This is a genomic window from Kitasatospora sp. NPDC022785, assembly GCF_055561295.1.
On sequence record NZ_JBVHHB010000020.1, the window covers coordinates 33207 to 52521 of the forward strand.

The window sequence follows — 19315 nt, forward strand, 5'->3', positions numbered from 1 at the left end:
GGCCGCCCGGTCCGGCCGGGCGTACGACCAACCACCGACACACGGATTCGAGCTGACACGCGTTGACCGGTACCGCCCCCCTCGCCCTCGCCGACGCCGGGGAGGCCGCCGACCTCGCCGCCTTCCTGGTCCGGCTGCTCCGCTTCGACAAGGCGGCGGCGGTGCGGCTGCAGGCGGTGCCCGCGGCGGACGGATCGGGTGTGCTGGCGGTCTTCGGGCGGCTGCCGTTGGGCAGTTCCGGCGCGCTGGCGATCCGCACCGCGCGGCTGACCGCGCTCGGCGCGCCCACCGACCGCACCGTCTCGGCGGGCCGGCTGCTGGACGGCCTGGACGACGGGGCCGACACCGCGGCCCTGCCCGCCGCCGTCACCGGCCCCGCCTGGGCCGGCCTGCTGCCGCCGCGCACCGGCTGGCAGCTGATCGGCGAGCCGCCGGTGGCCGAGGTGTACCCCGAACTGATGGCCGGTGTGCGGGAGTTCCGCGAGCGCAGTGAGGCCGTCCCGGCGCACCACCGGACCAGGGCGGTGCTGGACGCGCTGGCCGACGAGATCTGGTCCCGGCCGGTGACCGCGCTGCCCGAGCTGCCGCTGCGCGCCGCGCACGCGGCCCTGGTGATCGGCTTCCTGAAGCCGGGCGCCCCGCTGACCGTGCACCGGGCCGGCGGCTGGCTGCGGTTGAGCGCCCCGGCCGGGTCGGTGGCGGTCCGCACGGCGGCCGCGCCCGGCGCGGGGCTGGGGCTAAGCCCGGTCCGTTAGGGCTCGGGAGCCGGAGTCCCGTCGCCGCCGGGCGGGAGTCCGACCAGGACCGCGGGGCCGGCTCAGCCCTCGGTGTTGACCATCGAGGCGGCGGCGTAGGTGAGGTAGTCCCAGAGCTGGCGCTCAGCGTCGGCCGGCAGCGCCAGCTCGTCCACCGCCGCCCGCATGTGTCTCAGCCAGGCGTCGTGCGCCGCGCGGTCCACCTTGAACGGCACGTGCCGCATCCGCAGCCGCGGGTGGCCGCGCTGCTCGCTGTAGGTGCGCGGGCCGCCCCAGTACTGCATCAGGAACAGCGTGAGGCGCTCCTCGGCGGGGCCTAGGTCCTCCTCGGGGTACATCGGGCGCAGCAGCTCGTCCTCGGCGACGCCCTGGTAGAACCGGTGCACCAGCCGCCGGAAGGTCGGCTCGCCGCCGACCTGGTCGAAGAAGGTCTCCTCGCTGAGCGTGCCACGCCGGATCTCTGTCACCCGACCATGGTCGCAGACGCCGCCGGGGCCGTACACCGGGACCTGAGGACCAGGACTCCCGGTGTACGACCCCGCGGGTACCGCCGTGCGGCTACGCGTCCTCCCAGCGGAAGAACCGCCAGGCGATGGCGGTGACGACGGCGGCGAACACCAGCAGCCCGCCCATGGCCGGCAGGGCGTCCATCACGCCGCCGCCCTTGGAGAGCACCGACTGGGCGGCGGTGACCAGGTGCTTGAGCGGCAGCGCGTTGGAGATCGCCTTCAGCCAGGACGGCATGTCGTCGGTGGGGAAGAACGAACCCGACAGGAACGACATCGGCAGCACGATGATCTGCGAGATGCCGTTGGCCGCCTCCTCGGTCTTGGCGACGGCCCCGGCCAGCAGGCCGATCGACATGAAGGCGATGGTCGCGCAGACCACCAGCGGGACGATCAGCCACCAGTTGCCGGTGAGCTTGAGCCCGAAGTACGGCGTGGTGGCGATCGCCAGGAAGATGGCGGTCTGGGTCAGCGCCGTCAGCACCGAGACGGCGATCCGGGAGGCCACGATCGACCCGGCGCTCACCGGGGCCAGCCGCAGCCGCCGCAGCACCTTCTTCTGCCGCCAGGACACCAGGGTCAGCGAGGCGCTGAACACGGCGCCGGTGGCCACCGCCCAGCCGAGCAGACCGGGGGTGAGGAACTGGATCGGCTTGAGCGACTTGTCCTCGACCCGGGTCGCGTCCAGGACGAAGGCGGGCGGCTTGCCGGTGGCGGCCTGGTTGGCCTGCTGGACCACCGAGTTGACGATGCCCTGGACGGTGCCGGCGCGGACCTGGTCGGCGGCGCTGAAGCGCAGCTCGATCCTGCCGTCCGGGCCCTGCTTGATCAGCGCGTCCAGGTCGCCCTTGCGGACCTTCTCCAGCGAGGAGGCCTCGTTGTCGCTCCTGCTGAGGGTCAGGACCTTCTCCAGCTCGGCCCGGCCGTCGCCCTGCACCGAGTCCAGCAGCTGGACGGCGCCGACCTGCTCCACCTTGGCGTGCGGGCTGCCGGCGCCCTTGAGCAGCGTGCCGAAGAGCATCAGGAACATCAGCGGGAAGAGGAGCACGAAGAAGACGGCGGCCTTGTCCCGGAAGAAGGCGACCAGCATGACCCGGGAGAGGCTCACGAAGGCGCTCACCCGCTCGCGCTCCGGCTGCCCGGCGGGCGCGGAGGGGGTCCCGGGCTTCCGCTGGGCCGGGACCCCGGTCCCGGTGCCGTCGGCCTGGGTGCCGCCGGCCCGGGCGGGGTCGGCCTGGGTGGGGTCGGCGGTCATGCGCGGTACTCCCGTCCGGTGAGCTGGAGGAAGACGTCCTCCAGGGTGGCGCCGCGCACCTCGAGGCCGCGCAGGGCGTTCTGCTCGGCCAGCACGGAGAGCACCGGGGCGGGGAGGCGGGTGGAGACGGCGAGCGAGACGCCGTCGTCGTCCACGGTGCCGACCTCGGCGCCGGCGGCGGCCAGCAGTTCGCGGGCCCGCTCGGCGTTCAGCTGGCCGGACTCGACGCTGATCCGTACGGTGTCGTCGATCTCGCGGACCAGCGTGGCCGGGGCACCGGTCCGCAGGATCTTCCCGTGGTCCATGACCGAGACGCGGTCGCAGAGCACCTCGGCCTCGTCCAGGTAGTGGGTGGTCAGGACGACCGTGCGGCCCTCGGCGTTGATGGCCCGCAGGAGGTCCCAGAGGTTGCGGCGGGCCTGCGGGTCGAGGCCGGTGGTGGGCTCGTCCAGGAAGACCAGCTCCGGCTCGTGGACCAGGGCGCAGGCGATCGAGAGGCGCTGGGCCTGGCCGCCGGACATCTTGTCGGTCATCACCCCGGCCGACTCGGTCAGGCCGACCCGTTCCAGCATCGCGTCGGCCCGCTTGGGACCGACGCCGTAGAAGGAGCCGAAGGTGCGGATCGTCTCCCGCGCCGTCAGCTTGTTGAAGAAGGCCGAGGCCTGGAACTGCACGCCGATCCTCGGCAGCAGTTTCGGATTGCGCGGCCAGGGCGCCATGCCCAGCAGCTCGATCCGGCCCTCGTCGGGCTTGCGGATCCCTTCCAGGATCTCCAGTGTGGTGGTCTTCCCGGCGCCGTTCGGCCCCAGGATCCCGTAGAACTCGCCGGCCTCGACGGTGAGTGAGACCCCGTCGACGGCTTGCACATCCCCGTACCGCTGACGGATTCCGTCAGCGGATATTGCTGCAGTCATGGGGCCTGAGACTACGGGTAACGGGGGGCGTTGGGGAGGGATCTGAGCGCGATTTGAAGATCGTTTATGGGATCGGAACCGGGCCGGGCCGAACGGGGTCTGACGCCCGTTCGGCCCGGCCCGGGCCCGTTGGCCGGCCGGTCCGTTCCGGCTCGTTTCCGGCCCGTTCGTCCGGCCCGTTCGTCCGGCTCGTTCGTCCGGCGGGCCTCAGGCCCGGTGCAGGGTGATGGTGGTCCACGCCCCGATGTGGATCCGGTCGCCGTCGTTCAGCGGGATCGCGGTGTGCGGGGTGATCGGCTCGCCACCGCCGTTCACCGTGGTGCCGTTGGTGGAGTCCTGGTCGACCAGCACCCAGCTCCCGTCGGCCTGTTCGGCCAACAGCGCGTGCTGGTGCGAGGCGCCCGGGTCCTCCGGCGGGACGGAGAGGTCGATCTCCGGCACGGTGCCGCGGTGCTGGCTGCGCCGGCCGATCCGCAGCTGGCCGCGGCCGGTCAGCGGGATGCGCCGCTCGGGGCAGTACGGCGGGAAGAACAGGCCCGCCGCCTCCGGGCCGCTGCGGGCCATCATGTCGGTGAAGTAGTCGCGGTCGGCCGCGACCACGGCGATCCAGTTGGACCGGACCGGCTCCGGCTGCTGGGGGGCCTGGCCGGGCTGACCGGACTGGGGCTGCTGGTGCTGCTGCTGGGCCTGCGGGGGCACCGGCGGGGCCAGGTTGAACGAGGTGCCGAACTCCCCGCCGCGGCCGGTCGGGCCCGGCTGGGCGTAGACCGGACCGGAGTCCTCGCGCGGTGCCGGCTCCTGGTACGCGGGCTCCTGGTACGCCGGCTCGGCCGGGTACGCGGGCTCCTGGTAGGGCGCTTCCTGGTACGGCGAGCCGGCCGCGGGCGGGTAGCCGTAACCGGACGGCGCACCGGCCTGCTGCGGCTGCTGGCCCTGCTGGCCCTGCTGAACCTGCTGGTGCTGCGGCTGGCCCTGCTGAACCTGCTGGTGCTGCGGCGGGGCCGGCGGGAACGGCTGCTCCGGAGGCTGCGGGCCGCCGTAGGCCGCCGGGATGTTCAGCGGGGCCGGCGCCTGGACGGGCCCGGGCACCGGCGCACCGGCGGCGGGGGGCTGGCGGCGCGAGGGCGTGGAGAGGTCGTAGTCGTACCCGCACTCCTCGCAGAACCGCCCGGTCTGCGGGCTCCGGCAGATCGGGCAGAGCACCAGGCCCTCGGTGAGGTCCGGGAAGCCCCGGCCGGCCGGCGGCACGGCCCCGGGCTGTACGGCACCCGGCTGTACGGCTCCGGGCGAGACCGCACCCGGCACCTGCCCGCCGAACGGCGCCCCGCCCTGCGGGGGGTGCCCGGGCAGGCCGGGGTGGCCGCCGTGCGGGCCGTGCCCCGGTGCCCCGGGCGCGCCCGGGAGCGTGCCGGGCGGCGGCGGGAGGGGCGGTGGCGGTGTCATCGGGAAGCCGCAGAAGTCGCACCAGTCCTCGGCCTGCGACTCATGCCCCCTCGGGCAGATCGGCATCAGGTCCCCCTCAATTCCAGCCAGCTGGGGCAGCGTCCGACCGGGCCCCGGCCCGGTCGGATTCTTCAGCGGTCACTTCTTCACACGGACGGTCTTGGTCGACCGGGTCTCGAGGGTCATCGAGTCGGCCTCGCTCACGTTCTTACGGAACCGAACCGTACCCTCCTTCGGGTCGACCACGTCGACCACCTTCTGCAGCAGCTTGAACGTGCCCTCGTTGCCGGTCGCGTGGGCGATCCGGACGGCGGCGCCGAGCTTGGCGGTCGCGCGGTCGACGTCCCCGGCCCGGTGCGCCTCCAGGCCCTCCTGGATGGACGAGGCCAGCTCGGCCTGCCCGGTGTAGTGGGCGACCTGCGGGCTGATCCGGGTGGACGAGGCCAGGTCGTCGGTCCAGACGGCCTTGACCAGGCCCTGGGAGAGCACCTCGGGCGTGCTGCCGGTCTGCGGCGGCAGGACGAGGCTGACCCGGGCGGCGAGCATCTCGTTGCCGACGGCGGCGGCCGGGACCTCGACGCAGACGTGGTAGTCGCGGCTCTCGTCGCCCCAGGAGCCGGTGGGGTAGTCGCCGGCCCGCGGGCCGGCCTCGGCGCGGCGGCCGGTGAGGTCCTCCACCGCGGGGGCGACCTGCTTGACGAACTTCACCACCGCGTTGGCCGGCGTCCAGATCCGCAGCGCGACGTCGGCGACCTGCTTACCCATCGCGCCCTCCATCATCGCGCGGAAGTCCTCGGCGAGACCGGACGGTTCGGCGACGATGTCGACGGTGCCGAGCAGCGCGGAGGAGATCTTCCGCAGCTCGTCCACCCGCCAGTCGGTGCCGACGCCGCGGCAGTCGGCGGTGAAGTGGCCGGAGACCCGCTCGATGGCGCGGTCCAGGTCGGCCGCCGACTCGTGCTCGTTGTTGCCGTCGGTGAGCAGGATGGCGTGCCGGATGGCGATGTCGCGGCGGGTCAGGAACAGCTTGTCGGCCTTGGCGAGCCAGCTGCCCATCGCGGTGCCGCCGGCCGCGGTGAGGCGGCGCAGCGCCTCCTTGGCCCGGGCGCGGGTGGCGTCCGAGGCGATGGCGAGGGTGCCGTCGCCGGGGTAGATGTCCCTGGCCTCGTGGGTGCCGGCGACGACCGCGAAGGCGACGCCGTCGCGGACGGTGTCGATGGCGGCGGCGGTGGCCTCGCGGGCGCCGCGCATCTTGCTGGCGGGGTAGTCCATCGAGCCGGAGCAGTCCACCATGATCACCACGGCGGCGGACTGGGCGCCCGCGCCCAGCGGGCCCGCGTCGGACACCCCGAGCGGACGGCCGCCGGAGGTGCCGCCGCCGGTCGAGGTGACGGTGACGATGGCGTTCACCTCGCGGGCGCCGTCGGCGAGGAACTCGTTCTGGAAGATCTCCACGTCGAACCTGGGCAGGTTCGGCTTAGCCAGTGTTGCCATGGGCCGGTGGCTCCCGTCGGGTGGTCGGTTGGTGCGTACGGTCGGTGGGGTGGGCGCGGGCGGGCGTCAGCCCACCGGCGGGTGCGGCGGCTGCGGAGGCACGGCGGGAGGCACAGCGGGAGGCGCGGGCGGGGCCGGCGGCAGCGGGGCCGCGGGAGAGCCGATCACCGGCAGGTCCGGCAGCGTCGGGTCGTGGTCCTCGTCGTCGTCGCCGATCCCGGCCGGCCGGATCACCGGCAGGTCCAGCGCGGTGGCGGTGCGGGCGTCCTCGCCGGCCGCGTCGTCCGCCCGCCCGGCGCCGGCCAGCCCGGTCGGCGGGTCGATCGGCAGCACGGCGACGGTGATGTTGTCGTGCCCGCCGGCCGCGACCGCGAACTTCACCAGGTTCTGGGCGGCCGCGAGCGGCTCGGTCCGGGCGTCCTGGCGGACGTAGTGGGCGAGGTCGGTGGCGGCCTCGGCGTAGTTCCAGAGGCCGTCGGTGCAGATCAGCAGCACGCCGGGGACGTGCGGCGTGAAGTCCAGGGTGTGCGGGACGACCTCCTCGGCGTCCGCGCCGAGCCAGCCGGTGATGGCGTGGGCGCGGGGGTCCGCGTAGGCCTCGGCCTCGCCCATCAGGCCGGCCTCGACCATCCGGGCGGCCCAGGAGTCGTCCTGGGTGAGCCGGAACGGCTCGGCGGCGACCCGGTCGTCCGGGATCCAGTACGCCCGGGTGTCGCCGACCCAGCCGATGGTGACCCGGCCGCCCGCGGCGATCGCGCTGACGAAGGTGCAGGCGGGCGCGTTGAGGTCGGGCCGGTGCGGCGAGGCGCCGTCCTCGGCGAGGGCGGCGACGGCGGCGGCCGCGTCGGCGACGGCCTGGCGCATCGCCGCGTTGGGCTCGCGGCCGGCCTCCAGCGCGGTGAGCAGCGACTCGGAGGCGGCGTCGACGGCGGTCTCGGAGGCCTCGTCGGGCCGCTCGGAGGAGGAGACCCCGTCGCAGACCACGGCCACCACGACCGGTTCGCCGCCGGGCAGCGAGGACGCGGCGACGGTGAACGAGTCCTCGTTGCGGTGGTGGCGTACGCCGCGGTCGCTGACCCCGGCGACGCCGGCCAGCGACCTCTCCATGTGGTCGCGCGGGCGCGGCTGCGCGCCCCCGCAGGCCTCGCAGTAGCCGTCGGCGGCGACCTGCGGCAGGCCGCAGTGGACGCAGCCGGGGCCGCCCTGGGCCGGAACGGCCGGGGCGGCGGGCGCGTCCGGCACGGTCGGCGAGTGCTCCGCGCCGGCGGTGCCCCGGGCGGCGGACCAGCTCGCGGGCATCGCGCCCGGGGCCGGACTGCCGTCCCTGCCCGCCCCGCAGGAGCCGCAATACACGTCCTCCAGGTCCAGCGGCTCGGAACAGCTCTGGCACACGGTCTGCTGCGGCATTGGTTACACCCACGTCCTGGGGCGGGCACGGTTGGCCCGCTCCACCATCTCGATCCTGGTCTCGGCCCGGTCGGCCAACCGGGCGAGTACCCGGTAGGACTGCTCCAGCGCGAACCGCAGTTCCCGTTCGACGGCAGGCCGTCCCAGCACGGTGACCTCACCGGTCGTCCGGCCGAGGCCGGTCTCGCCGGCGGAGCCCGCCGTGACCCAGCCGAGAGCGGCGCTGAGCACCTCGACGGAGAGCTCCTCGCGGCGGCGGTCGTCCAGGCGCAGCGCGGTCAGCTGCTCGGAGCCGGCGCCGAGGTCGGTGCCGAGCGGGTCGGTGGCGGGCCGTTCGCGCAGCCGGGCCCGGACGGCGGCGATCCGGGCGGCGGTGAACTGGCTGGAGGTGGCCGGGACGGACTCCAGCGCGGTGACCGCGCCCGCCCGGTCGCCGTCGGCGAGGCGGACCCGGGCCAGCCCGAAGGCGGCGCTCAGGTAGGCGTGGTCGGTGCTCCACACCAGCCGGTAGAGCTCGGCCGCGTCGCCGCCGTCGCCGAGGAGTTCGGCGCAGATGGCGAGGGCCAGCTTCGGGGCGCTCTCGCCGGGGAACGCGTCGTAGACGGCGTCGAAGGCCTCGGCGGCGGCACGCAGCGCGCTCTCGCCGGGCACCCCGTCACCGGATGCCGCCTCACCGGACGCCGCCTCACCGGAGGCCACGTCACCGGAGGCCGCCGGGCGGGAGGCCGTGCCGGTGGCCGCGCCGGCCAGGGCGGTCAGGCCGCGGTACCAGACCACCCGCCAGTCGTCCGGGTGGTTCTGCTCCAGCGAGGCCAGCGCCTCCTCGGCGGTGGCGTGGTGGCCGAGTTCGAGGTGGGCGCGCAGCTCGCGCAGCCGGCGCTCGACGGAGTCGGCGGGCGCGCCGGCCAGGGCGGTGAGCGCCTCCGTCGGGTCGGCGGCGAGCAGGGTGGCCAGGAAGCCGGCGTTGGGGTCGGCCGGGTCGACCCGGGGGACGGGCAGTGCGAGCGCGGCGGCGGCCGGGTCCAGCGCGGTGATCCGCAGCTCGCCGGGCCGGACGGTCGGCTGCACCAGCTCGGTGTCGACGACCCGCAGCTCGGGGCCGAACAGGGTGGAGAGCGAGGGCCGCGGCCGGCCGTCCTGGAGTGCCAGGACCTCCCGCAGCACGCCGGTGAGCTGGTCGGCCATCTCCTCGGCGGAGGCGAACCGGCGGGCCGGGTCGTGGTCGGTGGCGCGGACGAGGAAGCGGTAGTACGACTCGTACGCGGCGAAGACCGGGACGGCCTCGGGGCCGGGCAGGGAGTCGCGGTAGGTGGTGCTGTAGCCCTGGAAGTCGAAGGTGAGGACGGCCAGGGTGCGGGCGACGGTGTAGAGGTCGGAGGCGGGGGAGGGGCCGTCGGTGGCGATCTCGGGCGCCTGGTAGCCGATGGTGCCGTAGATCGGGCCGTCGTCGTCGAGGCGGCGGACGGCGCCCATGTCGATGATCTTGAGCGCGTCGCCGCTCTGGATCACGTTGTCGATCTTGAAGTCGCAGTAGATCAGGCCCCGGCCGTGCAGGTACCCGAGCGCGGGCAGCGCGTCCAGTGCGTACGCGATCGCCTGCTCCACCGGCAGCGGCTCGCGCCGGCCGTCCGGGGTGCGGCGCTCGTTGGCGATGTCCTTGAGCGACTTGCCGCCGACGTACTCCATCACGATGTAGCCGTCGGTGGCGCCGGTGCGCAGGTCCGGGTGCTCGGCGAAGTTGATGATGCGGACGATGTTCGGGTGGTCCACCTCGGCCAGGAACCGCCGCTCGGCGACGGCCACCGCGAGCGCGTCCTCGTCCCCGGTGTCCAGCAGGCCCTTCAGGACCACCCACTTATCGTTGACCCGCCGGTCCACCGCCAGGTAGATCCAGCCGAGCCCGCCGTGCGCCAGGCAGCCGACCACCTCGTACTGCCCGCCGACCAGATCCCCCCGGCGCAGTTTGGGCGTGAACGAGTACGGCGTGCCGCACTTGGTGCAGAAGCCGTCAGGGCGCCCCGGCAGGCCGTTCTTCTCGCGGCCCACCGGGGCCTCGCACTTGGAACAGAACCGCTTGCGCTCCGGCACCTCCGGGTCGGCCAGCACCGCCTGCGCCGGGTCGGCCGACGGGACGGTCGGCACCGTCACCAGGCCGGCGCCGAGCCGGTGGCGGGTGCCCGAGCTGACGCTGCCGCGGCTGCTGCGCGCCGAGACCGAACGGCCGCTGCCCGTCCGGGTGGAGCGGTGCGAGCGGGAGCGGCCGGACATCGAGCGGGAGGAGCCGGTCCGGGCGGAGCGCACGGAGTCCGGCGAGACCCGGGCGGAGGGGACGTACGGCTGGGTGAGCCCGGTGTCACCACCGGGGGCGGTCAGGCCGCACTCGTCGCAGTAGCCGTCGTCGTCGATGGTGCCGGCGCAGTCGCGCGGGCAGGGCGAGCCGGGGCCCGCTGCGGCGGCCGGGGCCGCCGTGCCGGTGACCGGCCCCGGCCCGGCGCCGGCTGCGGGACCGGTCGCGGGACCGGTTTTGACGGAGACCGTGCCTGCCGGTGCGAGCCCGCACTCGGTGCAGTAGCCGTCCGCGTCGATCGTCCCGTCGCCGGTGCAGTCCGGCCGTACGCACGCCTCGCCCATGAACCTCAGCCCCCCAGTCCCTGTTCCTGTGCCTGTCCGTCGACCGGTCCGCTGCCGGGCTGCCCGCGTCCGGCAGGCCCACCGCCGACCGGCCCACCGCCGGGCGGCTCGGCCTGGGCCGGCCGCAGCGACTGCTGGAAGCGGCCCACGGCCGCGGCCGCCGCCCGCAGGTCGCACGGCGCGCTCCAGAGCAGCCAGCGCGCCTTCTCGTACCGCTCGATCACTTCCGGGTCCTCGGCGACACGCAGCCGTGCCGCCATCGCCTTGTACGCGTCCAGCCGCCCGCGCAGCTCCGCCCGGACGGCCAGCGGCTGGGTCACCTCGGTGAGCGACTGCCGGGCCCGGGCCAGCTCCTTGGCGGCCGCGTCCTCCAGCGCGTCCAGCAGCGGCGCCAGCCGGTGCCACTGGCCGCTCTGGCGCAACTCCAGGGCCAGCACGATCCGTTCGCGCAGCGCCGAGGCCGGCCCGGGCACCGCCGGCACCTCGGTGGCGGCTATCTTCGCCAGCACCTCGCCGCGCGCCCGGCGGGCCTCGGCCAGGGTGGCGTCGGCCCGTTGCAGCAGGTCGCCGACGCCCTGCAGCCGCTCCTCGGCGTCGTCGCGCAGCCGCAGCAGGTCCTCCAGCTCGACCCGGACGCCGTCCAGCGCCCGCCCGGCCCGGTCGAAGCGCTCGGTGTCCACCACCCCGGAAGGTGTGGCCAGCGCGGTGCCGTCCGGGCGGGTGCCGCGCTGGGCCGGCACCCGGGCCGGCCGCCAGAGCGCCAACGGGTCGCTGCGCACCTCGGTCCGCAGCTCCGTCAGATCGGCTTCCAGCCCGGCCAGGTCGTCGCCGAGCGGGTGGCTGCCGGCGTGCACGCCGAGTGAGCCGGCCAGCGTCTGCACCCGGCGCAGCTCGGCCAGCAGCAGGTCGATCCGGGCGGGCAGCGCCGACCAGACGGCGTCGGCGGCGCTGACCACCTCCAACACGGTGGCGTACCACGCGTTCATCCGGGTCATCAGCTCGTCCAGGCTGACCCGCTCGACCAGCTTGGCGGGCGCGCCGAGCAACTGCGGGCCGTCCGGGACGGCGCCGCCGGGCACGGTGACCGCCTCGCCGGTCAGCAGCTCGCTGAGCTCGGCGAGTTCGGCCGAGCCGGGCTTGGCCTTGCGGGCGCGGACCGCGCGGGCCGAGGCCAGCGCCTCCGAGTAGCGGTCGAACAGGGCCCAGAGCAGCGGCAGGCCCTGCCCGGCGACGGACCAGCGCTCGTGGGTGCGGCCGACCAGCCCGGCGCCGTCGAGCAGCCGCAGGCCCGGGTGGTCCTGGAGCGAGAGCAGTGCCGACTCGACCGCGTCGCGCTCGGCGCCGAGGCGCGCCAGCGCGCGGTCCACCTCCTCCCGGCTCAGTGCCGGGCCGGCCGAAGCTGCCAACGCCGTGTCTCCTTCGCTGTCCTGGTCTTCTCTGTCGTGCGTCTGTCCTGCGTGTCCTGCGTCGTCGCCGTGCTGTCCTGCGTTGCCCCGGTCCGCGTCGGGCCGGTGGTCCCCCGGCCGGCGGTGCTGCCGGCCCGTGGTCCCCCGGCCCGTGCCGTGGGCCGGTCCGCCCCGACCCTAGCCTGCGATCTCGCGCCCGGACCGGGCCCGGTCGTCAGGGGGCCGTCAGGGCCGGGGCCGGTGCGGGCCACGCGGGTCAGCGCTGCGCCGGCCAGTAGTGGTCGGCGTCGTTCAGCATGTACGGCTTGAGCCAGCGGTCGTAGCCCGCCTGCCAGGCGCCGCTCGTGTGGTAGTCGGCGAGCACCTGGTTCACCCGGGCCGTCAGGTCGGTGCTGTTCTTGAGCATCGCGATGCCCATCACCGCGGGCCGGACCTCGCCGTCCACCACCCGGACGGTCTGGTCCTGGGCGGCCTGGCTGGCCGCGAGGCCGTCGTCGGTCATGGTCGCGTCGACCTTGCCGAGCTGCATCAGCACCAGGCAGTCGAGGTGGTTCTCCACCGAGACGATCTTCCCGACCTTCGGGCGGGCCTTCAGCTCGTCCTCGGCCGAGGAGCTCGACGCGGCGCAGACGGTCTTGCCGTCCACCGCCTCGTCGATGCTCTTCGCGGGGGACGCCTTGGGCACCACGACGCGCTGGCTGGTCTTGAAGTACGGCTTGGAGAAGGCGACCTGCTGCAGGCGGTCACAGGTGATCGTCATGGTCCGGACGATCAGGTCGACCCGGCCCTCCTGGATGAAGCCGATCCGCTCCGCGGTGGGCACGGCCTTGAGCGTCACCTTGTCCGGGTCGCCCATGATCGCCGTGCCGATGGCCTTGGCGAGGTCGATGTCGAAGCCCTCGATCTGGCCCGTGTTGGGGTTGCGGGAGCCCCAGCGGTAGCTGTTCTGGTCGACGCCGATGACCAGGCTCCGCTTGGCCTTGATCGCCTTCACCGCCGGGCCGTCCTCGCTGCTCGGCGGCACGCTCTGGTTGGTGTCGCAGTCGGTGCCGGCCTGCTCCTGCTGCGGCGCCTGCGCCGGTTGGAGCGTCGCGGTGGCCGGCAGCGCCGCGCCCTGGGGGCCGCCCGTGCCGAGCGCCGCCGCGCAGGACGCCAGCAGCGCGACCGCCGCCACCGCCCGGGCCCGTACCGTTCCCTTGCCCATGGTGTCCGTCCCCCCTCTACCGGTACTCGGCCAGTCGCCGGCCGAGGCCGCGGACCGCCGCGGCGGCCGCCACCAGGGCCAGCACCGCCACCGCCGCGGCGGCGGTGCGCAGATCCCCGTCGGTGCCCTCGGCCGCCCGCTCGAACTGCTTCTGTTCGGTGTCGGCGGCCTGCGCGAGCCGCTGGTCGGCGGCGTTGAACGAGGCGTCGGCGGTCTTCGGCACGTCCGCCTCCTTGACCGTCACCGTGGCGTCCAGTGCGCCCTGGTAGTCGGCGTCGACGTTCTCCAGCTTGCTCGCCGCGACGTGCCGGTCGCGCCACTGCCGGTACTGCTGCTGCGCGTCGGCGATGGCGGCCCGGGCGTCCGCCGGGGCGAGCCGCAGGGCGTCCGGCAGGGTGCCGGTCTGCGCCCCCGCGGCGCCGTCCGAGCCGGTCATGTGCTCGGTGGTCTTGGTCCAGAGCTCGGCGTACTTGGTGGAGGAGCCGCGGGCGACGAAGTGCAGGTTCTCCGCCAGCCGGGCGGTCAGCACGTCGACCCGGGCCGCGTTCAGGGCCCGCAGCGGGGCCGCGCCGTTGCGCTCGCTGTCACGCAGGGCGGAGTCGGCGCCCGTCCCGGCGACGGTCAGCCAGAGCACGCCGGCCAGCACGGCCGCGGTCGCCCCGAGCAGCCCGATGTTGAAGACCCGGTTGGTCCGGCGGAAGAGCACGACCTGCACGCAGACCAGCGCCGCCAAGGCCAGCACGCCCAGCCCGTACGCGGCCCACGGCACCGACCGGGCCTCGGCGTAGTCGGCCGCCAGCTCCTCGTTCTCGGCGGCGCTGAGCTGCGCGGCGGCCGGCAGCAGCACCGTGCGCATCTGGTCGGAGGCGTACCGCAGGTAGGCGCCGCCGAGCGGGAAGCCCTGCCGGTTGTCGGCCCGGGCGCTCTCCACCAGGCCGGCGTAGACCGGCACCTGCTGGTTGAGCGTGGCGAGCCAGCCCTGGGCGGGGGAGGAGGCGGTGGTGCGCGCGGCAGCCTCGGCGATCAGCCGGGAGGCCGTCGCGAGGTCCTGTTCGTAGCGGTCCCGGACGGACTTCGGCTCGGCACCCGCCAGCAGGAAGCCGGTGGCGGCCGTGGTGTCCGCGTCGGCCAGCGAACGGTGGATGTCGGCGGCCGCCTGGCTCAGCGGCTGGCGGTGCGAGACCACCCGCTCCGCCTCCTGCGCCCGGGAGTTGACCTGCCAGGCGGTGAGCGCGCCGAACGCGACGGTGACCACCACGAGCAGTGCCCCGGCCAGCCGCAGCCGGCCCGGTGCCGTGCGGGCGGCCCGGCCGATCCCGGCCACCGGGCCGCGGCCGGTGGCCGCGCCGCCCGGCCGCGCCGGCACCACCGTGCCCGGCCCCTCCGTACGTACTGGTGTCGCCACCTGCCCCACCCTCCCCTGTGGCCCGGCCCGTCGTCCGGGGCCCGGCCGTTGCCAGCAGTATGGCCGTCGCTCCCCGCGGCCACACCCGACTTGCGCCGATCTTGAGCATCTCCGAGTGCCGTCCGAAGGGCACTCTCCGCGGGCACTCTCCCCGAGCACCGGTCCGAAGCACTGTCGCCGAGCACTGCCGGGCCCCCGGATGCGGGGCGGGCGGCGATCGGGTCGACGCGGGATGCACCCTATGCGGTTCCCCGGACAGCCGGAGGGGAGGGGTCCGGTTGTGTGTGATCGGCGGTCGGACGGGCGCTCGTCCGTACCATGGCGGTATGCGTCTGATGGGAACGATCTCCGCCGACCGCCCGCTCGTCGTCGTCGCCGTCCGGGAGGAGGCGGCCCACCTCGGTGACCGGCTGCCGGTGCTGCTCACCGGAATAGGGAAGGTCAACGCGGCCGCCGCGCTGGCCACCGTGCTGGCCCAGGGCGAGCACCCGTCCGAAATCCTCAACCTCGGCACCGCCGGCGCGCTGCGGCCCGGCTGGGAGGGCACCCACACGGTCACCCAGGTGATCCAGCACGACCTGGACAGCCCGGCCCTGTTCGAGCTCACCGGCCGCACCTACGGCGCCCCGCTGGTGGTCGGCAAGGGTGAGGGCCCGATCCTGGCCACCGGCGACCTCTTCGTCTCCTCCTCCGCCGCCCGCGACCGGCTGGCGGAGCACGCCGACCTGGTCGACATGGAGGGCTACGCGCTCGCCGCCGTCGCCCACCGGGCGGGGGTGCCCGTCCGGCTGGTCAAGCACGTCAGCGACGAGGCCGGCGACGGCGCCGGCCACACCTGGCGGGAGTCGGTCGACGACTGCTCCCGCCACCTCGCAAAATGGCTGCACGGGCAGGGTTGGTGACGCGACGTCAGTCAGGGGGTCGTGGCTAGGCTGGCGGGCGTGACCGAGAACAGTGTCGCGCGCAAGCGCTCCGACGTCCGCCCGCCCGGCCTCAACGCCGACGAGCCGACCACCCTGCTCACCTTCCTCGACTACCTGCGAGAGGCCGTCCTCGGCAAGACGGACGGCCTCTCCGACGAGGACGCCCGCCGCCCCGGCGTCGCCTCCGGCACCAGCCTGCTCTGGCTGGTCCGGCACCTCACGGCGGTCGAACTCAACTGGTTCCTCTGGGCCTACCGCGGCGACGACGTCGAGCCCTGGGACGACGACGCCCCCTCGCCCGGCGACGAGACGGTGGCCGGGTCGGTCGCCGCCTACCGCGAGGCGATCGCCCGGGCCAACGAGGTCATCACGGCCGCGGCCGGTGACCTGGACCGCCCGGGCGTCCGCTCGCTGCGGCCCAACGCCCCAGCGCCGTCGATGCGTTGGCTGCTGGTCCACATGATCGAGGAGACCGGCCGGCACGCCGGCCACGCCGACATCATCCGCGAGCAGCTGGACGGCGCCGTCGGGCGGTGACGGGGGGCGGATGCATCCGTGCCTGACGGGCAGTGGAATACTCCCCCGCGCACCACGGCGCCGCTCGGACGGCACCGTGCGTTTTCACACAGGGGGAACAAGAGTTCATGTCATCACCACGTATATCCATGCGGCGTGCCCGGGCCGCCGCCGGTGCGTCCGCGCTCACGCTGGCCCTGCTCGCCACCACGTCGGCGTGCGGGCCGGACAACAGTTCGGCGGACGCCGGCGCGGCGGTCAGTGCCGCGGCCGCCGCGCTGCCCACCAATCTCGAAGACCTGAAGAAGTGGAAGTTCGAGGACTGGGAGAAGTGGGCGAAGGACTACGCGCTCCCGGCCGCCGTCGAGGGGTACTGGACCCTCGACAGGCTCCTCCACGCCAAGCCGGACGACCTCGCGCCGCCCGCCGCGCCGCCCGCCCCGGCCTCCCAGGCACCGGCCGCCTCGCAGGCGCCGGCCACCTCGGCTCCGGCCTCGCAGGCTCCTGCCTCCAAGCCGCCGGCCACCTCGGCTCCGGCGTCCAAGCCGCCGGCCGGCCAGCCGTCGCAGCCCGCGCCGAAGCCGTCGAACACGCAGCAGCCGGCCTCCCAGGCGCCCGCACCGCCGGCCTCCCAGGCCCCCGTGCCGCCGGCCTCCCAGGCGCCGCAACAGCCCCCGGCCTCCCAGGCTCCCGCGCAGCCTCCGGCCCAGGCGCCGCAGCAGCCCGGTGACAACGGCAACGACCCGGAGCCGAAGACCGTCAACGCGCAGCCGGTTCCGCACCCGTACACCAAGAACGTCGCGGCGTACGGAAAGATCATGTTCGCCGAGCCGGGGACGAAGGAGTTCAACCGCGTCTGCTCCGGCACCGTGGTGGCCGACCCGGCGCACCCGGGCAAGAGCAACCTCGTCTGGACCGCCGGCCACTGCGTCCACCAGGGCAAGGGCGGTTCGCCCTGGTCCAACGTCACCTTCATCCCCGCGTTCAACAGCAACGGCTCGGGCAGCGGCGGCAAGGCGGCCGACATGTCGCAGCTCGCCCCGTTCGGCACCTGGACGGCGACGCAGTACGTCACCTCCCCGGTGTGGAAGGCGGAGGGTGGCCAGACCGGCTCCGCGGCGACGCAGTACGACTTCGCGATCGTCAAGGTCAAGGCGAACAAGGACACCGGAAAGTCGCTGGAGGAGACGGTCGGCGGCGCGCTGCCCGTCTGGTTCAACGCCCCGCGTGACCAGCTGAGCATCACCGAGTACGGCTACCCCGCCGCGCCCCCGTACGACGGCAACGAGCTGCACCGCTGCGACAGCGGCAAGCCGAGCCGCATGTCCTGGGACCCGACCCGTCCGCCGATGCTCGCCATCGGCTGCACCATGACCGGCGGCTCCAGCGGTGGCGGCTGGGTGACCACCAAGGACGGCAAGCCCGTCCTGGTCAGCAACGTCTCCATCGGCCAGCACGACCGCGAGCCGAAGTTCCAGGCCGGTCCGTACCTGGACGACGTCGCCGCCGGCGCCTACGACTTCCTGTCGAAGAAGGGCTGAGCCCCGCCGCTCGACGACGACCGCCCCCGCACGGCTGCCGTGCGGGGGCGGTTCGCGTTCCGCTCCCGGTCACTCCGGGAACGCGGCACTCCGGGAACGCGGCTACTCCTGGAAAGCGGCCAGGTCGAGCGCGTTCAGCCGCTCCGGGTCGGTCAGGACGTCGATCGCCACGATCGTGCCGTCCACCACGGTGAACGCCATGATCGAGGCCGGCTTGCCGTTGGCGCCGATCACCACGACTCCGGCGGCGCCGTTGATCAGCGCCGGGCGGGCGTACGGCGCGAGCGAGCGGTACGTGACCGCCTGGCTCGCCACCATCTCGGCGCCGGTGAGCACCACCGTCCGGAGACGGGCCCGGCCGACCCCGCCGTCGGCGCGCAGCACCACGTCGGGGTCGAGCACGGCGAGCAGGGCGTCCAGGTCGCCGGTGCGGGTGGCGGCGAAGAAGGCGTCGACGGCCACCCGCTGCCGGGCGAGGTCCCGGTCGGGCGCGGGCGCCTGCCCCTGCACCTTGCGGCGGGCCCGGCTGGCCAGCTGCCGGGTGGCGGCCGCGGTCTTCTCGATCAGCGGGGCGATCTCCTCGAACGGCACCGCGAACAGGTCGTGCAGCACGAACGCCACCCGCTCGGCCGGCGACAGCGACTCCAGTACCACCATCAGCGCCAGCCCGACCGAGTCGGCCAGCAGCACCTCCTGCTCCGGGTCGATCACGCCCTCGCGGGCGATCAGCGGATCGGGGATGCGCGACTCCAGCGAGTCCTCGCGCCGCTGCTCGCGCGAGCGCAGCAGGTTCAGGCAGACACGGCTGACCACCGTGGTCAGCCAGCCGCCGAGGTTCTCCACGTCGTTCGTGTCGGTGCGGTCGTACCGCAGCCAGGCCTCCTGGACGGCATCCTCGGACTCGCTGATCGAGCCGAGCATCCGGTACGCCACCGCGCGCAGATGCGGCCGGTGCTCCTCGAACAGCCCGGCCCGGTCCTCGGCCCGGCGTTCGCCCGAGAAGCCGGCCGGCAAAACTTTCTCGTCCACCGTGTCACATTCCTTCGTCGCCGCGGGTCATAGCTGCAGAACCACGAAGCTGCAGAACCACGAAACTAACGGCTGTGGCCGGGAGATCAACTTCCGGCCGGGACGAATAGGAGACGATCATGACGAACGCTCCCATCCTGGTGACCGGCGGCACCGGTACCCTCGGCGGCCACGTCCTCCCGCTGCTGCGGGCCGCCGGCCGCGACGTCCGGGTGCTCACCCGCAGCGCGCGACCGGCCGCGGACGGCGTCGCGTACATGGCCGGTGACCTGCTCAAGGGCGAAGGGATCGAGGAGGCGGTGGCCGGCGTCTCGACCGTGCTGCACCTCGCCGGCGGCGCCAAGGGGGACGACGAGGCCACCCGGAACCTCGTACGCGCCGCGCAGCGGGCCGGGGTGGAGCACCTCGTCTACATCTCGGTGATCGGGGCGGACCGGCTGCCGCTCGGCTACTTCCGCTCCAAGCTGGGCGCCGAGCAGGCCGTCGCCGACTCCGGTCTGCCGTACACCACGCTGCGGGCCGCCCAGTTCCACGACCTGGCGCTGAAGGTGGCGGCGGGGATGGCCAGGCTGCCGGTGGTCCCGGCCCCGGGCGGGATCCGCTGGCAGCCGGTCGACGCGCGCGAGGTGGCGGCGCGGCTGGTGGAGCTGGCGCTGGACGCGCCGGCCGGGCACGTCCCCGACCTGGCCGGGCCGACGGTCTACCCGATGGGCGAGCTGGTCCGCAGCTACCTCAAGGCGCGCGGCAAGAGCCGGCCGATGCTGCCGGTCCGCGTCCCCGGCAAGGTCGGCCGCGCCTACCGGGCGGGCGACAACCTGACCCTCAGGGGCGCCGAGACGGGCCGCCGGACCTGGGAGGCGTTCCTGGCCGAGCGGGCGGCCTGAAC

The 19315-nt window shown here is 74.6% G+C and carries 16 protein-coding genes; 5 read left to right on the top strand and 11 right to left on the bottom strand.

The window, feature by feature from the left end:
* Positions 1–62: 62 nt before the first annotated feature.
* The gene (locus ACZ3YO_RS27110) at positions 63–755 is read left to right on the top strand and encodes a DUF8185 domain-containing protein (protein WP_465574066.1); all 693 of its coding nucleotides are present in this window, start codon (positions 63–65) and stop codon (positions 753–755) included.
* Positions 756–817: 62 nt separating this feature from the next.
* Here the strand turns inward: ACZ3YO_RS27110 and ACZ3YO_RS27115 are convergent, their stop codons facing one another.
* The 10 genes from ACZ3YO_RS27115 to ACZ3YO_RS27160 all read right to left on the bottom strand — a co-directional run bounded on the left by ACZ3YO_RS27115 (position 818) and on the right by ACZ3YO_RS27160 (position 14420).
* Complete coding sequence (locus ACZ3YO_RS27115; protein WP_396325006.1) at positions 818–1222, bottom strand: globin; 405 nt, start codon at positions 1220–1222, stop codon at positions 818–820.
* 91 nt (positions 1223–1313) lie between these two features.
* The gene (locus tag ACZ3YO_RS27120) at positions 1314–2516 is read right to left on the bottom strand and encodes an ABC transporter permease (RefSeq protein ID WP_465574069.1); all 1203 of its coding nucleotides are present in this window, start codon (positions 2514–2516) and stop codon (positions 1314–1316) included.
* Positions 2513–3430: an ABC transporter ATP-binding protein gene (locus ACZ3YO_RS27125; protein WP_396325008.1), complete on the bottom strand. Its 918-nt coding sequence runs from the start codon at positions 3428–3430 to the stop codon at positions 2513–2515. The genes ACZ3YO_RS27120 and ACZ3YO_RS27125 overlap by 4 nt, the downstream gene beginning before the upstream one ends.
* A gap of 207 nt (positions 3431–3637) precedes the next feature.
* Positions 3638–4939 (bottom strand): FHA domain-containing protein, encoded by a 1302-nt coding sequence (locus ACZ3YO_RS27130; protein ID WP_465574072.1) that lies wholly within the window; start codon positions 4937–4939, stop codon positions 3638–3640.
* A gap of 72 nt (positions 4940–5011) precedes the next feature.
* Complete coding sequence (locus tag ACZ3YO_RS27135; protein ID WP_396325010.1) at positions 5012–6367, bottom strand: vWA domain-containing protein; 1356 nt, start codon at positions 6365–6367, stop codon at positions 5012–5014.
* A gap of 66 nt (positions 6368–6433) precedes the next feature.
* Entirely contained in the window at positions 6434–7774 is a 1341-nt protein-coding gene (locus ACZ3YO_RS27140) for a PP2C family protein-serine/threonine phosphatase (RefSeq protein ID WP_465574076.1), read from the bottom strand.
* A gap of 3 nt (positions 7775–7777) precedes the next feature.
* Entirely contained in the window at positions 7778–10405 is a 2628-nt protein-coding gene (locus tag ACZ3YO_RS27145; protein ID WP_465574079.1) for a serine/threonine-protein kinase, read from the bottom strand.
* 5 nt (positions 10406–10410) lie between these two features.
* Complete coding sequence (locus ACZ3YO_RS27150; RefSeq protein ID WP_465574081.1) at positions 10411–11811, bottom strand: hypothetical protein; 1401 nt, start codon at positions 11809–11811, stop codon at positions 10411–10413.
* A gap of 256 nt (positions 11812–12067) precedes the next feature.
* Positions 12068–13015 (bottom strand): glutamate ABC transporter substrate-binding protein, encoded by a 948-nt coding sequence (locus ACZ3YO_RS27155; protein WP_465574084.1) that lies wholly within the window; start codon positions 13013–13015, stop codon positions 12068–12070.
* 16 nt (positions 13016–13031) lie between these two features.
* The gene (locus ACZ3YO_RS27160) at positions 13032–14420 is read right to left on the bottom strand and encodes a hypothetical protein (protein WP_465574086.1); all 1389 of its coding nucleotides are present in this window, start codon (positions 14418–14420) and stop codon (positions 13032–13034) included.
* A 326-nt stretch (positions 14421–14746) separates the two neighbouring features.
* On the opposite strand from ACZ3YO_RS27160, the gene ACZ3YO_RS27165 reads away from it, so the two are divergent.
* From ACZ3YO_RS27165 to ACZ3YO_RS27175, 3 genes are all read left to right on the top strand, one after another.
* The gene (locus tag ACZ3YO_RS27165; protein WP_396325016.1) at positions 14747–15322 is read left to right on the top strand and encodes a nucleosidase; all 576 of its coding nucleotides are present in this window, start codon (positions 14747–14749) and stop codon (positions 15320–15322) included.
* A gap of 39 nt (positions 15323–15361) precedes the next feature.
* Complete coding sequence (locus ACZ3YO_RS27170; protein ID WP_465547438.1) at positions 15362–15880, top strand: DinB family protein; 519 nt, start codon at positions 15362–15364, stop codon at positions 15878–15880.
* Positions 15881–15987: 107 nt separating this feature from the next.
* The gene (locus ACZ3YO_RS27175; protein WP_465574090.1) at positions 15988–17400 is read left to right on the top strand and encodes a trypsin-like serine peptidase; all 1413 of its coding nucleotides are present in this window, start codon (positions 15988–15990) and stop codon (positions 17398–17400) included.
* A gap of 102 nt (positions 17401–17502) precedes the next feature.
* Here the strand turns inward: ACZ3YO_RS27175 and sigJ are convergent, their stop codons facing one another.
* Positions 17503–18414, bottom strand: coding sequence for an RNA polymerase sigma factor SigJ (gene sigJ / locus ACZ3YO_RS27180; RefSeq protein WP_465574314.1), 912 nt, complete (start codon positions 18412–18414; stop codon positions 17503–17505).
* 134 nt (positions 18415–18548) lie between these two features.
* On the opposite strand from sigJ, the gene ACZ3YO_RS27185 reads away from it, so the two are divergent.
* Positions 18549–19313 carry an SDR family oxidoreductase gene (locus tag ACZ3YO_RS27185; protein ID WP_465574092.1) on the top strand — a complete coding sequence of 255 codons (765 nt, stop codon included), beginning with the start codon at positions 18549–18551 and terminating at the stop codon, positions 19311–19313.
* Positions 19314–19315: the final 2 nt, after the last annotated feature.